Consider the following 15,497-nt stretch of genomic DNA (forward strand, 5'->3'; position numbering starts at 1 on the left):
TAAAAAACACAGCCTATGAACCTGTTTGATCTCAATTTAACGTTGCCGATTTCTGATCCGACCTGGGTGTTCTTTTTGGTACTAATTATCATTCTTTTTGCTCCGATGATTTTGGGGCGTCTCCATATACCTCATATTATAGGCATGATTCTGGCGGGTGTCTTGATTGGCGAACACGGCTTTCATGTGCTCGACCGCGACAGTAGTTTTGAACTGTTTGGTAAAGTAGGACTCTATTACATCATGTTCCTTGCCGGTCTTGAGATGGATATGGAGGACTTTAAGAAGAACCGGACGAAAAGTTTCGTGTTCGGCTGGCTCACCTTTCTGATTCCTATGGCGTTAGGGATATGGAGTAGTATGAGTATGCTGGGATATGGTTTTCTCACGGCGGTATTGTTGGCAAGTATGTACGCTTCTCATACCTTAATTGCTTATCCTATTATTAGCCGTTACGGATTGTCTCGTTTGCGCAGTGTCAATATCACCATTGGTGGTACTGCTGTCACCGTTACTCTTGCTTTGATTATTCTTGCCGTCATAGGTGGTATGTTTAAAGGCACTGTTGATGGTTGGTTCTGGGTATTTCTTGTGGCAAAAGTGGCTTTCCTCGGATTCCTGATTGTATTCTTTTTCCCCCGTATCGGACGCTGGTTCTTCCGGAAGTATGATGACAGCGTGATGCAGTTTGTGTTTGTGCTGGCGATGGTTTTCCTCGGAGGAGGATTGATGGAATTTGTGGGAATGGAAGGAATTTTAGGTGCTTTCCTGGCAGGATTAGTGTTGAATCGTTTGATTCCTCATGTATCTCCTTTGATGAACCGGTTGGAATTTGTGGGAAATGCACTGTTTATTCCCTATTTTCTGATTGGCGTCGGAATGATTATTGATGTAAGAAGCCTGTTTACCGGAGGTGAAGCATTGAAAGTAGCTATTGTGATGACAGTGGTGGCAACCTTTAGCAAATGGCTGGCTGCCTGGATCACACAAAAGATCTATCGGATGCAGTCCAATGAACGGAGCATGATATTCGGTTTGAGTAATGCGCAGGCCGCAGCTACACTGGCAGCAGTGTTGATCGGTCATGAAATCATTATGGAGAATGGAGAACGGTTGCTGAATGATGATGTATTGAACGGTACGGTAGTGATGATACTTTTCACTTGTGTCATCAGTTCTTTGGTAACCGAACGTTCGGCACGTCGTTTTGCTTTGGATGAGAATGTGCAGGCGGAAGAAGAAGCTAAAAAAGTAAATACGGAACAAATCTTGATTCCGGTGGCTAACCCGGAGACGATTGAAGATTTGATTAATCTGGCTTTAGTAATAAAGGATGCCAAGCAGAAAAATGCATTGGTGGCATTGAACGTTATCAATGACAATAACAGTTCGGAGAAGAAAGAGCAGCAGGGTAAACGTAATCTGGAGAAGGCGGCTATGATTGCCGCTGCTGCCGATGTGCCTGTTACGATGGTGAGTCGCTATGACTTGAATATTGCTTCGGGGATTATCCATACAATCAAGGAGTATGAAGCTACGGATATTGTGATCGGTCTGCACCGGAAAGCAAATATTGTCGACTCTTTCTTCGGACATCTGGCCGAAAGTCTGTTGAAAGGTACGCATCGTGAAGTGATGATTGCCAAATTCCTGATGCCTGTTAATACCCTGCGTCGAATCAATATTGCCGTTCCGCCAAAGGCCGAATATGAGTCGGGATTCTCTAAATGGGTGGAACACTTCTGCCGTATGGGAAGTATCCTGGGCTGTCGGGTGCATTTTTTTGCCAATGAGCGTACATTGATGCGTGTTCAGCAACTTGTGAAAAAGCGACATGCAGGTACTCCGACGGAATTCTCCATATTGGAGGAGTGGGAGGATCTCTTGCTGTTGACAGGGCAGGTGAATTATGACCATTTATTGGTAGTTATCTCTGCCCGTCGCGGATCTATCTCTTATGATCCCTCTTTTGAACGTCTCCCGGCACAATTAGGAAAATATTTCTCTAATAATAGTTTGATAATCCTGTATCCCGACCAGTTTGGCGAACCGCAGGAAATTGTGTCATTCTCCGATCCTCGTGGACATAATGAGTCTCAACATTATGAGAAGGTCGGCAAATGGTTCTATAAATGGTTAAAGAAAAACTAATGGAAAGATACGACTGGCAACAGAGAACGGAACTCCTGTTAGGAGAGGAAAAGATGGAACGCATCCGGAACGCGCACGTATTGGTCGTGGGACTGGGTGGAGTAGGTGCTTATGCCGCCGAGATGATTTGCCGTGCAGGTGTCGGGCGGATGACGATTGTAGATGCCGATACAGTGCAGCCTACTAATATGAATCGTCAGTTGCCGGCCATGCATTCCACGCTGGGGAGGACGAAAGCGGAAGTGTTGGCAGCCCGTTATAAAGATATAAATCCGGCGATTGAGCTGACTGTCCTTCCTGTTTACCTGAAGGATGAAAATATACCGGAACTGCTGGATGCCGATAAATATGATTTTATAGTAGATGCTATTGATACGATCAGTCCGAAATGCTTTCTGATTTATGAAGCGATGAAACGTCGTATAAAGATAGTTTCCAGTATGGGAGCAGGGGCGAAGAGTGACATTACTCAGGTTCGTTTTGCCGATCTTTGGGAGACGTATCATTGCGGTTTGAGTAAGGCTGTGCGAAAGCGTTTGCAGAAGATGGGAATGAAACGGAAACTTCCGGTGGTATTCAGTACGGAGCAAGCCGATCCGAAAGCGGTATTGCTGACGGAGGATGAACAGAATAAGAAATCGACATGTGGAACAGTTAGTTATATGCCGGCCGTGTTTGGGTGTTATCTGGCTGAATATGTCATTAAACGATTATAAGGCTATTATGATAAAACTAGAAGGGATTACGAAGAGTTTCGGCTCATTACAGGTGTTGAAAGGCATTGATCTGGAAATCAACAAAGGAGAAATTATTAGTATTGTAGGCCCGAGCGGTGCGGGTAAAACTACGTTATTGCAGATAATGGGCACTTTAGATGAACCGGACGCAGGTGTGGTACAGATTGACGGAACAATGGTGAGTCGGATGAAGGAGAAAGAACTATCTGCATTTCGTAATAAGAATATTGGTTTTGTTTTCCAGTTTCACCAACTACTGCCGGAGTTCACGGCATTGGAAAATGTGATGATTCCCGCTCTAATCGCTGGGGTATCTTCGAAGGAGGCGCACGAACGCGCTATGAAGATTCTGGATTTTATGGGACTGGTTGACAGGGCTTCTCATAAACCGAATGAATTGTCGGGAGGCGAGAAACAACGGGTGGCGGTAGCGAGGGCTTTAATCAACGATCCGGCAGTTATTCTGGCAGACGAACCATCCGGTAGTCTGGATACACATAATAAAGAAGATTTACATCAACTGTTCTTCGATTTGAGAGACCGGCTGGGGCAGACTTTTGTCATTGTGACGCATGACGAGGGGCTTGCCAAAATTACGGACCGGACCGTTCATATAGTGGATGGTATGATTAAAAAAGATTAATTAGAGAACCTAATTTCTAAAAATGTATACCAAAAAGGTAGAGCCTTGCAAGTGTTCTATCTTTTAGCTATATATTTATAGTCGCTTCTCTACGGAAGTCTGTGAAGATGATAGTAGAGTGTTTGTTTTGTTTGTGTGTGATGCATTCTTGTCTGGTGTGATAGGAATGCATCTTTTTTTTATTAATTATAACAAATGTAGGGCTCTAGCCGTTCAAGATCAATAGGAGTGAACTCCTCATAGAGAGATAATTGCTTCAGACTTTTTAAGAATCCTTTCTTTTTCCGATATTCTATGATAACCTTTGCTTGGTAGTAGTTTATGTATGGATGATGCATCATTCGTTCCATGCCGGCTTTATTTACATTGATGCGGCGTGTCTGATGGGTGTCAATGGAAAACCACGGACGGAGTTTCTCTGCCTTTAGATGAATCTCCTGTAACTGCTCTATTCGGAAAAAGCCTCCCAGCCGTTCGCGGTAATTCACAATCATCCGGGCAATGCTGCTTCCGATTCCCGGAATCTTCTTCAGTTCGGTGGTATCTGCGGAGTTGAGACTGATGACAGTTCCCGGGAGATATTTCACAAGGGTGTCCCGTTGTATGCTTGGTGCGGTTAACAATCGTACCGTGTCTTTATTTGTCGAACTGAAATCTTCTGTAATTTGTATATAAGGACGAAGAGTCTGGTATTGTTCTTCCGTGAGTCCATATATCTTTCGGAAATCTTCCGGGTGGCGGAATTTACCTTGTTTATAGCGATAGTGCAGGATATTCTTTATCATCCAGGATGGTAATCCAAGCGAAAGAAAAGTAGTGGAGTCTGCGGTGTTCGGGTCAAACATCGCAAGCTTGATTTCCCTTTGAGGGGATGATTGAAAAGAATGACCGGACTTTTGGTGAGGTTTGGTTTCCCGGAGGGAGGAAATAAAGTCGTTGTATTCCTTATCGAACTTCTCGTTCTCTCTGCAGTCGGTATCTTCAGCGTGTGTGAAAAAGGAGAAGAGTTTAGGGGCGGCATATACTCCTAAAATAAGAACGACAAGGACGATAATGCCTTGTCGTTCTGTTTTAGTATAATAAAGGAAGTCTTTCCACATTATAGCTTGATTAATCCCAGTTCATTGATAAATATCAGTGAGATGGCGATTGGTGCGATATATTTTAATATAAAGATAATGAGTTTGTATACCGGTACCTTTAATGAACCGTCATTGGTAATCTCCGACCATACAATCTTCTTGTCCAGATACCATCCGGTAAAGAGGGAGATGCACAATCCGCCCAGTGGTAACATGATTTTAGCTGTTACAAAGTCGAAGAGGTCGAACATGCCCAGTCCGAAAACGGTAAATCCTTTCATGACTCCCAGTGATAGTGAACAGAATATTCCGAGGAAGACACAACCGCCGGTGACTAACCTTGCTGCTTTTCCACGGGAGAGGTTGAACTCCTCATGTAAATAAGCGGTTACTACTTCGTGCAGGGAAATGGTAGAAGTTAAAGCAGCCATTGCCAACAACGCATAAAACATGACAGAGAATATATATGCCAGTATGGGAACTCCGCTAAATGCCTGTTGGAATACATTAGGCAGGGTGATAAAGATCAGACTCGGACCTGAATCAGGTTGTATGCCTACGGAAAAAGCTGCCGGGAAGATGATAAATCCGGCTAGTATCGCCACAAAGGTATCAATGATTCCTACGCTGAAAGCTGTTTTGGTCAGGTTGGTTTCTTTACTGAAATAGGAGGCGTACGTACAAAGGCATCCCATTCCCAAACTCAATGAGAAGAACGCTTGTCCCATGGCACTCAAAAATACATTTCCGTCCACTTTGCTAAAGTCGGGCTTGAGCAGGAATTCGATACCTGCACCGGCTCCCGGCAGAGTGACCGAGCAAACAACCAGTATGAGGATAATGATAAACAGGGTAGGCATCATGATCTTGGAGGACTTTTCGATTCCTTTTTCTACCCCTTTCACAATGATGAAATGAGTAATCAACAAGAATGCCACCAACCATACAACCGGTCTCCATGGGCTACTGGAGAATTGTTGAAAAGAGGATATGAACTCTCCGGAGGTTTTTCCGGCAAAGCCATTAGTAGCAGCTTCAAAAATATATTCGAGTGTCCATCCTGCTACTACAGCATAATAACTAAGTATCAGGAAGCCTGCCAATACCCCCATGCGTCCTACCCAACGCCAATGTGTTCCAGGTACTAATTTCTGATATGCTCTAGCTGTGTTAGCTCTCGAACGGCGTCCTATCAGGAACTCGGCAATCATAATAGGCAATCCCAGAAGAAGAATGCAGCCTAAATAGATCAATATAAAAGCAGCGCCTCCATGGTTTCCTGTTTCATAGGGAAACCTCCATATATTACCCAATCCGACTGCAGAGCCGGCAGAAGCGAGTATGACTCCTAATTTACTGCCGAAGTTTGCTCTATCATTTTTTGCCATAAATCTTGTTTTATCTTACAAATCGTTATAAAATATACGTATTAGAGCGCAAATATAGAAAATGATACTTATATTTGCACGAAAATTGTAACATTATTTAGATATGCTATCTTATATTAAGAAATATCCAATCTCGCTTTTTATCATTCTGACAGTGATTTATCTGTCGTTCTTTAAACCGCCTAAGACGGATTTAGATGAAATTCCTAACCTCGACAAACTGGTTCATGTTTGTATGTATTTGGGTATGTCGGGGATGCTGTGGCTGGAATTTTTGCGTGCACATCGCAGGGACAATGCTCCGATATGGCATGCATGGGTAGGCGCATTCCTTTGCCCTGTACTTTTTAGTGGTTGTGTGGAATTGTTGCAGGAATATTGCACTACATACCGGGGTGGAGACTGGTTGGACTTTGCAGCTAATACTACGGGAGCGATTCTGGCTAGTTTAATAGCCTATTATGTCGTACGCCCCAGAATGATGAATAAGCAGTGAATGAAAAATAGAAACGGTGAATAATGGTTGCATCCAATATTCACCGTTTATCATTTACTGTTCACTCGTTTATTTTTCCGTTATAAATACTCTACCGTTGAGCTAAGTTTGATTCCGTTAGAGCCTTTGATAAGAATAGTATACCCTTTGGGTTTGTTAGCTTGCAGATCCTTTATAACTTCCTGCGCATTGGCGTACGTTTTGAAAGAATGTTCGCTTGCGGCAAACAGTTCTCCTACGAGCCATACTTTCTCAAAACCACTTTCTTTTATGTAGTCAACGATTTTCTGATGTTCGGCCGGGCTTTCAGCACCCAGTTCGCGCATATCTCCTAATATGAGCATCTTGTGGGGGACTGTCATGTTCCGGAAGTTTTGCAAAGCAGCCATCATGCTGGTTGGATTTGCATTATATGCATCGATGATAAGCGTGTTATCTTCTGTCTTTTTAAGTTGGGAGCGATTGTTCTGTGGCGTATAGCTTGCCAGAGCCTCATCAATCTTCTTCGCTTCCACTCCGAAGAAACGTCCGATAGTGATGGCAGCCAGGGCATTCGGGAAATTATATTCTCCGATCAACTGTGTGCGAACCTGATGGCGTTCACCGTCCTTGCCGGCTTTCCATTCGAAAGCGAGATAAGGCGAATTGTCAGTAATCTGTCCGTTGACATAGAGATCATCTTCAGTTCCATAAGAAATCAGGTTCAATCCCTGCGCGATATTCATCAAATAAGCGTTATCGTGATGAATAAAGGTGATGGCATCTTTCTTACGGAGGAAATCATATAACTCTCCTTTAGTCTTAATCACTCCTTCGAAAGAACCGAATCCTTCCAGGTGAGCTTTACCTACATTGGTGATAATGCCATAATCCGGTTCGGCTATTTCACAAAGAAACTTGATTTCTCCCGGATGATTGGCACCCATCTCGATAACAGCAAGGTCATGCTCCGGTTTCAAACGCAATAGGGTGGTCGGTACACCGATGTGGTTGTTGAGATTACCTAAAGTATAAAGCACGTTATGGGCTTGGCAGAGAACACTGGAAATTAATTCTTTGGTGGTCGTTTTCCCATTAGTGCCCGTAATACCGATCACACGCGTTCCGAGTTGGCGGCGATGATAGTTGGCAAGTTGCTGCATTGTCTGCAAGCAGTTGTCTACAAGTATATATCGTTTATCACCTTCTACGGCATATTCGGCTTCATCAATAATGGCAAATGCGCATCCGGAGTCTAGCGCTAGTTTTGCAAATGCATTACCGTTGAATGACTCACCTTTCAAGGCGATAAACAAAGAACCGTCCGGGCAGTTCCGGCTATCAGTAGTTACTGATTGGCAATCCAGAAAAATCTGGTAAAGAGCAGAAAGTTTCATAACCTGATCTTTTATTTAAAACGCTGCAAAGATAGGCTATTCTTTCGGATTTGATGGGAGTTCGGACAGATTTTTACTTAGGCATATACCAAAGGAAGAGTCAGTATCATCCGGCATCCGTCCGTATAGGAAGAGTCGATCCGGAGGCTGCCTCCTAACTTCTCGGCAATGCTCCGGCATATCGGCAGTCCGAGACCGGTGCCTTGTGTGAAAGAATTCATTTTGTAGAAACGCTCAAATACCGCCTCCTGCTGATCTTTCGGAATACCAGTTCCTGTATCGGTGACACTGATTTCAATTTTCTTTTCAGCTTCCAGTACGGAATAAGCTATGCGGATACTGCCATGAGTTGTAAATTTGGCGGCATTATGTGCCAGGTTGTTCAACACCTGTGATATGCGTTCCGAATTACTGCGTATGAGCAGGTTTTCTTTTGCAGGTTCGAACAGAACTTCCACATCCTTTTGCCTGTTGTCTTTGGCCACTTCAGAGGCAAGTTGACAGATCGTATTCATATCTGTTTCATCATCTGTGGGCAGTTGCTCATATTGATCCAGTTCCGACAGAGCGAGCACGTCAGTGACCAGTCGGAGCAAGTCGTTACTGTTGCTCTTGATAATATTGACAAACTCCTGTGTTTCCGGACTATTGCTGTAGTGATCGCTTAACACCTGCGAGAAGCCTACAATAGAGTTGAGCGGTGTACGGATTTCATGGGTCATGCTCTGGATGAACGTTGTCTTCATCCGGCTGCTCGCTTCCGCTATGTCTTTGGCTTTACGTAATTCTTCCCTCGACACCGTAAGTTCCTCATTCTTTGTTTTGAGTTCTGCTTCCGAAACTTTCAGTTTGCGTTTCAGGAAGTTTTCTCTATAAAGGAATAAGAATAGAATACCTAATAAAATAATCAATGAGATAATCAATGTTGTTTTATTATGCAACTCCTTTTCCTGTGCCTGGAGCATTAGTTCTTTCTTTTCGGCATTGAGTTTCTCAACGTTTAGCAAGGTGGCAAATTCGCTGCTGGCTACTTGCTCATTGGCTATTTTTAAGGAGTCGTCGGTGTTGATATACATTTGCAGATATTTGACTGCCATGTTCATATTCCCCATCTTCTGGTAGATTTCTCCCTGTGTACGATAGTGACTGCTGCTAAGTATACTTTCGCTTAAACGGTGCTCTTCCTTTTCTTGCATCTCTGCAGCTTCCAATGCTTTTTGATATTGCCTGGTCTGCTGATAGTACAAACATTCTATATTATACAGTCTCTTTTTGATCGATTCCAGTCTTTTATCCTGTTCGAATGCAATCTGACATTCCTTCAATATTTTTTCGGCTGCCTGAAAGTCACCGAACTTGCTGTAGTAGTTAACGTACTCCAACTTGGCAGATATTTGCTGTGTAGAAGAATTGGCTGTTGAAATGGCCTTTTCCACAGCTCTCAATGCTTCTTTTTGTTTTTTCTGGCTGATGTAATAGTTGGCTATCTGGGCATACGTCTGGGAAATATTATAGTTTTCGATATTGTATTTTTCAGTTAGTTCGATTTCCTTCAACCGCCATTCGAAGGCCATCGAATCGAATCTTTTGATAGTGTAGATTTGCGACATAATGTTGTAGCAACGGGACAAACCGGTTTTGTCATCCTCTTTCTGAGCTTCTTTTAACATATTTTGCACTTCATAAAGTGCTATGTTTGTTCTGCTTGTTTTTAAGTAATAGGTAACTAGCCTGTTGGCCCATGCAAAATAATAATATTTAGGCTGATGAGTGGCTTTGGCGAATTCTTTTACTTTGTTGGTATAGTGGATGACACTATCTTCATTGGTTCCCTGAAAATAATAGTAATCCAGTCGGGTGGCTATGGCTACTGCCTGCATTCGTTCATCATGCCGTTCACCGGCCATTCTGAACAATGTGTCGGACATGCTAAGCACAACAGGCTCTAATAGGTATTCTTGACAACGTTGATAATATTCATAGAGAGTAGAGTCAACATTGAAAGTTTCAGCCTCTTTTTGAGCTTTAGCAGTAGTGGTAAAGAACAAAATGAGGAAAAGAAATCCTACGTGAAATAGGGTTAATCGGCTCATGGTATGAATTTTTCGGTTTCTTCTATAGTTTGCAAATATACGTTTATTTCTTCTTTTTAGTACGAATACTTGCTTTTTTTATCTACATTTGTAGGCGATCTAAAAGGAATGTTGTCAATGATGAAACCTATATCTCCTATTTATATAAATGTAAAAGGGCGGTTGCTCGATCTTGCTACTCCGCAGGTGATGGGAATATTGAATGTAACTCCCGATTCTTTTTATTCCCGCAGCCGGATGCAGACCAAAGAGGACATTGCTGCCCGGGCCCGTCAGATACTTGATGAAGGTGCTTCGATAATTGATATAGGCGCCTATTCTTCACGGCCGAATGCCGAACATATTTCTGCTGAAGAAGAGATGAACAGACTGCGTACCGGTCTGGAAATCCTGAACCATAATCATCCGGAAGCTATTATCTCTGTTGATACTTTCCGGGCTGATGTAGCCGAAGAATGTGTGAAAGAATATGGAGTTGCTATGATTAATGACATAGCTGCCGGTGAAATGGATCACCGGATGTTTCAGACAGTAGCCGACTTGGGAGTGCCCTATATTATGATGCATATGAAGGGAACACCCCAAAGTATGCAGAAAGAACCGTCTTATGATAACCTGATTAAAGATGTTTTCCTGTATTTCGCTCGTAAAGTGCAGCAACTTCGCGACTTGGGAGTGAAAGATATCATTCTCGATCCGGGATTCGGATTCGGAAAAACATTGGAGCATAATTATGAACTGATGGCGCATCTGGAAGAATTCCACATATTCGAACTTCCCGTTTTAGTGGGAGTTTCGCGGAAATCAATGATTTATAAATTATTGGGAGGAACCCCGCAAGATTCATTAAACGGGACAACCGTATTGGACACTGTTGCGTTGATGAAAGGAGCGCACATCCTGCGTGTACATGATGTGCGTGAGGCGGTGGAAGCTGTCCGGATCACAGAGAAATTAAAAATAGAGAGTGGATATGACAAATAAGAGGAGGGTGCATGTTTTTTGAGTTTGGCATAAAAGATTTTATCGATATCCTGCTGGTAGCTTTTGTTTTGTACTATACCTACAAACTGATGAAAGCTTCCGGCTCCATCAAGGTATTCACCGGAATTTTGGTTTTTATTCTGATCTGGCTGGTGGTGACACAAGTGCTGGAGATGAAACTGTTGGGTTCTATTTTCGACACATTGATGAATGTGGGTGTAATAGCGTTGATTGTGCTTTTTCAAGATGAGATACGCCGTTTTCTTTTGACTTTGGGATCTCACCGGCATGTCAGTGCATTGGCCCGTCTCTTTAGCGGATCGAAGAAAGAATCGTTGAAGCACGATGATATCATGCCCGTGGTAATGGCCTGTTTAAGCATGGGGAAACAAAAAGTCGGCGCATTGATTGTCATTGAGCATAATACTCCTTTAGATGAAGTCGTTCGTACAGGCGAATTGATTGATGCGGCAATCAATCAGCGTTTAATCGAGAATATCTTTTTCAAGAATAGCCCGTTGCACGATGGAGCGATGGTTATCAGCAAAAAACGTATCAAGGCGGCGGGATGTATCCTTCCTGTTTCCCATGATTTGAATATACCGAAAGAACTTGGCTTGCGGCATCGCGCAGCGATGGGAATCTCTCAACAGTCGGACGCACATGCCATTATTGTTTCAGAGGAAACGGGCGCTATCTCCGTAGCCTATCGCGGACAATTCTACCTCCGCCTGAATGCGGAAGAACTGGAAAGTCTATTGACAAAAGAAAACTGATTTTATTGTAATCACATACCGGACAAATGGTCGGAAGATGAGCATGGTAAAATGCCTCTCATCTTCCGACCATTGTTGTTTTATCTGCTATTTGGCGCTATTTTGCTTTATTTCCAACCCTTTTTGAATGATAATTATGCCCTTCTTTTTAGGTGAATCGCCTACCTTTGCCGTATACTATTAAAATTCTATTTTTGAATAAACCATGAAAAACAGATTGATTGCTTTACTGGTACTTTTTACAGTTATTTTCTTTAGTACTGCACAGGCGCAAACTACTGCACGGAAGTTTGAGGCAGGCAAGAACACATTCTTGCTGGATGGAAAACCGTTTGTGGTGAAGGCTGCCGAGTTGCATTACACCCGCATCCCGCAAGCTTATTGGGAGCATCGCATTGAGATGTGCAAGGCATTAGGCATGAATACTATTTGTATTTATATTTTCTGGAATATCCATGAACANCATCGCATTGAGATGTGCAAGGCATTAGGCATGAATACTATTTGTATTTATATTTTCTGGAATATCCATGAACAGGAAGAAGGAAAGTTCGATTTTTCCGGTCAGAATGATATTGCAACTTTCTGCCGTGCGGCACAGAAACACGGTATGTATGTCATTGTCCGTCCTGGTCCGTATGTATGTGCGGAGTGGGAGATGGGGGGACTTCCCTGGTGGCTGTTGAAGAAAAAAGATATAGCCTTGCGTACGCTCGATCCCTATTATATGGAACGGGTAGGCATCTTTATGAAAGAGGTCGGTAAGCAACTGGCTCCGCTGCAAGTGAATAAAGGGGGAAATATCATCATGGTACAGGTAGAGAATGAATACGGTTCTTATGGAATCGACAAACCTTATGTCTCTGCCGTGCGCGACCTGGTTCGTGAATCCGGTTTTTCCGATGTACCTCTGTTTCAATGTGACTGGAGCAGTAACTTCACCAATAACGCGCTCGATGACCTGATTTGGACGGTGAACTTTGGAACAGGTGCCAATATCGACCAGCAATTTAAAAGACTCAAAGAACTTCGTCCTGAAACTCCGTTGATGTGTAGCGAGTTCTGGAGCGGATGGTTCGACCACTGGGGACGCAAACATGAGACACGTCCTGCAAAAGATATGGTACAGGGCATCAAGGATATGCTCGACCGGAACATCTCTTTCAGTCTGTATATGACTCACGGAGGAACGACTTTCGGACATTGGGGAGGTGCGAACAACCCGGCTTATTCCGCCATGTGCAGCTCATACGATTATGATGCTCCGATTAGCGAACCCGGATGGACGACCGACAAGTTTTTCTTGCTTCGTGACTTGTTGAAAAACTATCTTCCGGCAGGTGAGACGTTGCCCGCAGTGCCCGCAGCTCTGCCTGTTATTGAAATCCCCGAGTTTCACTTCCATAAAGTGGCTCCGCTTTTCTCAAATCTGCCGGAGGCAAAACAAACGGTGGATATTCAACCGATGGAACAATTCAACCAGGGATGGGGAACGATTCTGTATCGCACCACATTGCCCGAAACGACTCTTGCAGGCACCACTTTGAAAATTACGGAAGTGCACGACTGGGCGCAGATATATGCCGACGGTAAACTGCTGGCACGCTTGGACCGTCGTAAGGGAGAATTTACAACGACCCTGCCCGCGCTGAAAAAAGGCACACAACTGGATATTCTTGTGGAAGCAATGGGACGTGTTAACTTTGACAAATCCATCCACGACCGCAAAGGAATCACTGAAAAGGTGGAACTTATTTCGGGTAACCAGACTAAGGAATTGAAAAACTGGACTGTATATAACTTCCCGGTAGATTATTCCTTTATAAAAGATAAGAAATATAGCGATACAAAGATATTACCGACTATGCCTGCCTATTATAAGAGCACCTTTACACTGGATAAAGTAGGAGATACTTTCCTGGATATGAGTACATGGGGAAAAGGTATGGTCTGGGTGAACGGTCATGCAATGGGGCGTTTCTGGGAAATCGGTCCGCAGCAGACTCTCTTTATGCCGGGGTGCTGGCTGAAAGAAGGAGAGAATGAAATCCTCGTTCTGGATTTGAAAGGTCCTACCCGGGCTTCCATCAAAGGTTTGAAGAAACCAATTCTCGATGTGCTTCGTGAAAAAGCTCCCGAAACACACCGCAAGGATGGAGAAAAACTGAAACTGACGGGTGAGAAAGTGGTCCATGAAGGAGCTTTCACTCCGGGTAACGGCTGGCAGGAAGTGCGATTTGCCACTCTGGTGAAAGGACGTTATTTCTGTCTGGAAGCACTTTCTCCACAAGCAAATGATAACATCGCAGCGATAGCAGAGTTTGATGTCCTGGGAGNGGTGAAAGGACGTTATTTCTGTCTGGAAGCACTTTCTCCACAAGCAAATGATAACATCGCAGCGATAGCAGAGTTTGATGTCCTGGGAGCTGATGGTAAACCGGTATCCCGCGAACATTGGAAGATTCGTTATGCCGATAGTGAAGAAACGCGTAGTGGCAACCGTACAGCCGACAAGATATTCGACTTGCAGGAATCCACTTTCTGGATGACAGTGGACAATGTTCCTTATCCTCATCAATTGGTAATTGACTTGAGCAAAGTGGAAAATGTGACCGGTTTCCGCTATCTGCCTCGTGCCGAAAAAGGGTATCCGGGTATGATTAAGGAATATCGTGTATATGTGAAACCTGCTGATTTCAACTACTAAACAGTGAATGAACAAGAATAAAACAATGGATGAAAAAGCATTGAAATGATGATGAATATGAAGAAAAATATAATTCTTTTCGCATTCCTATTTGTGGGAGTGTTGACTGGGTATTGCCAGCAATCTGCTTACCTGTTTGTTTACTTCACCGGCAATCGCATGAGTGAAGAAGCCGTCCGGATGGCTGTTAGCCTCGATGGATATAATTATAAAGCCTTGAATGGAAATCAGCCGGTACTTGATTCCCGTGTGATTAGTTCAACAGGTGGAGTACGTGATCCCCATATCTTGCGCTGTGAAGATGGGAAGACATTTTATATGGTGGTGACAGATATGGTGTCCGGCAATGGATGGAGTTCTAACCGTGCCATGATATTATTGAAATCAAAAGACCTTGTACACTGGACTTCCAATATCGTGAATATCCAGAAAAAATATCCCAATCAGGAGGATCTGAAACGTGTGTGGGCTCCACAAACTATTTATGATAGGGAAGCAGGAAAGTACATGGTTTACTGGTCCATGCAACATGGCAATGGTCCCGATATCATTTATTATGCTTATGCCGACAAAGATTTTACCGATATAGAAGGAGAACCGAAGCCACTGTTTCTTCCGGAAAACAAAAAATCATGTATTGACGGCGACATTATTTACAAAGATAAACTCTATCATTTGTTCTACAAAACGGAAGGGAATGGAAATGGAATTAAAAAGGCCACTACCTCCTCTCTAACCTCCGGCCAATGGACAGAATCGGATGACTATAAACAGCAGACGAAGGATCCGGTAGAAGGTTCGGGTATTTTCCCGCTGGTTGGTTCCGATAAGTATATTTTGATGTATGATGTATATACGAAAGGTAAATACCAGTTTACCGAAAGTTCCGATCTGGAACATTTCAAAGTGATTGACCATGCTATCAGTATGGATTTCCATCCGCGCCATGGCACTGTCATACCGATTACCCCAAAAGAGTTGAAACGCCTCTTCAAGGCCTATGGCAAACCCGAAGGTTTCTGAACTAAAATATCTCGTGGGACAGGAGAAAAACACCTGTCCCT

General features: G+C 43.5%; 12 protein-coding genes. 8 read left to right on the top strand and 4 right to left on the bottom strand.

Annotated elements, in window-relative coordinates; translation table 11 throughout:
* Window positions 1-15: 15 nt before the first annotated feature.
* From KQP79_RS10195 to KQP79_RS10205, 3 genes are read left to right on the top strand one after another with little or no spacing between them, the layout of a single operon-like run.
* Window positions 16-2,151, top strand: coding sequence for a cation:proton antiporter (locus KQP79_RS10195; protein ID WP_004299709.1), 2,136 nt, complete (start codon window positions 16-18; stop codon window positions 2,149-2,151).
* Window positions 2,133-2,867 carry a ThiF family adenylyltransferase gene (locus KQP79_RS10200; protein ID WP_032842925.1) on the top strand — a complete coding sequence of 245 codons (735 nt, stop codon included), beginning with the start codon at window positions 2,133-2,135 and terminating at the stop codon, window positions 2,865-2,867. Before KQP79_RS10195 ends, KQP79_RS10200 begins: the two co-directional genes overlap by 19 nt.
* A 7-nt stretch (window positions 2,868-2,874) precedes the next feature.
* The gene (locus tag KQP79_RS10205; RefSeq protein WP_004309659.1) at window positions 2,875-3,531 is read left to right on the top strand and encodes an ABC transporter ATP-binding protein; all 657 of its coding nucleotides are present in this window, start codon (window positions 2,875-2,877) and stop codon (window positions 3,529-3,531) included.
* A gap of 182 nt (window positions 3,532-3,713) precedes the next feature.
* Here KQP79_RS10205 and KQP79_RS10210 read toward each other — a convergent pair whose 3' ends face one another.
* On the bottom strand, window positions 3,714-4,631 hold the full coding sequence (locus KQP79_RS10210) for a helix-hairpin-helix domain-containing protein (protein ID WP_004309660.1): 918 nt from the start codon (window positions 4,629-4,631) through the stop codon (window positions 3,714-3,716).
* Window positions 4,631-6,001 (bottom strand): sodium-dependent transporter, encoded by a 1,371-nt coding sequence (locus KQP79_RS10215; protein ID WP_004309661.1) that lies wholly within the window; start codon window positions 5,999-6,001, stop codon window positions 4,631-4,633. The genes KQP79_RS10210 and KQP79_RS10215 overlap by 1 nt, the downstream gene beginning before the upstream one ends.
* Window positions 6,002-6,104: 103 nt before the next feature.
* Here KQP79_RS10215 and KQP79_RS10220 point away from each other — a divergent pair, with 103 nt between their 5' ends.
* Entirely contained in the window at window positions 6,105-6,497 is a 393-nt protein-coding gene (locus KQP79_RS10220) for a VanZ family protein (protein ID WP_004305084.1), read from the top strand.
* An 80-nt stretch (window positions 6,498-6,577) separates the two neighbouring features.
* Here KQP79_RS10220 and KQP79_RS10225 read toward each other — a convergent pair whose 3' ends face one another.
* Window positions 6,578-7,873 (bottom strand): UDP-N-acetylmuramoyl-tripeptide--D-alanyl-D-alanine ligase, encoded by a 1,296-nt coding sequence (locus KQP79_RS10225; RefSeq protein WP_004305082.1) that lies wholly within the window; start codon window positions 7,871-7,873, stop codon window positions 6,578-6,580.
* Window positions 7,874-7,950: 77 nt separating this feature from the next.
* Window positions 7,951-9,966: a sensor histidine kinase gene (locus tag KQP79_RS10230; RefSeq protein ID WP_004305080.1), complete on the bottom strand. Its 2,016-nt coding sequence runs from the start codon at window positions 9,964-9,966 to the stop codon at window positions 7,951-7,953.
* Window positions 9,967-10,083: 117 nt separating this feature from the next.
* Here KQP79_RS10230 and folP point away from each other — a divergent pair, with 117 nt between their 5' ends.
* From folP to KQP79_RS10250, 4 genes are all read left to right on the top strand, one after another.
* Entirely contained in the window at window positions 10,084-10,950 is an 867-nt protein-coding gene (gene folP / locus KQP79_RS10235) for a dihydropteroate synthase (RefSeq protein ID WP_182281629.1), read from the top strand.
* A gap of 11 nt (window positions 10,951-10,961) precedes the next feature.
* The gene (gene cdaA / locus KQP79_RS10240) at window positions 10,962-11,726 is read left to right on the top strand and encodes a diadenylate cyclase CdaA (RefSeq protein ID WP_004309664.1); all 765 of its coding nucleotides are present in this window, start codon (window positions 10,962-10,964) and stop codon (window positions 11,724-11,726) included.
* Between the two features lie 205 nt (window positions 11,727-11,931).
* Complete coding sequence (locus tag KQP79_RS10245) at window positions 11,932-14,433, top strand: beta-galactosidase (RefSeq protein WP_264386631.1); 2,502 nt, start codon at window positions 11,932-11,934, stop codon at window positions 14,431-14,433.
* A gap of 45 nt (window positions 14,434-14,478) precedes the next feature.
* Window positions 14,479-15,456 (top strand): glycoside hydrolase family 43 protein, encoded by a 978-nt coding sequence (locus KQP79_RS10250; RefSeq protein ID WP_061447977.1) that lies wholly within the window; start codon window positions 14,479-14,481, stop codon window positions 15,454-15,456.
* Window positions 15,457-15,497: the final 41 nt, after the last annotated feature.

Source organism: Bacteroides sp. DH3716P, from assembly GCF_025914115.1.
Lineage (GTDB): Bacteria > Bacteroidota > Bacteroidia > Bacteroidales > Bacteroidaceae > Bacteroides > Bacteroides ovatus.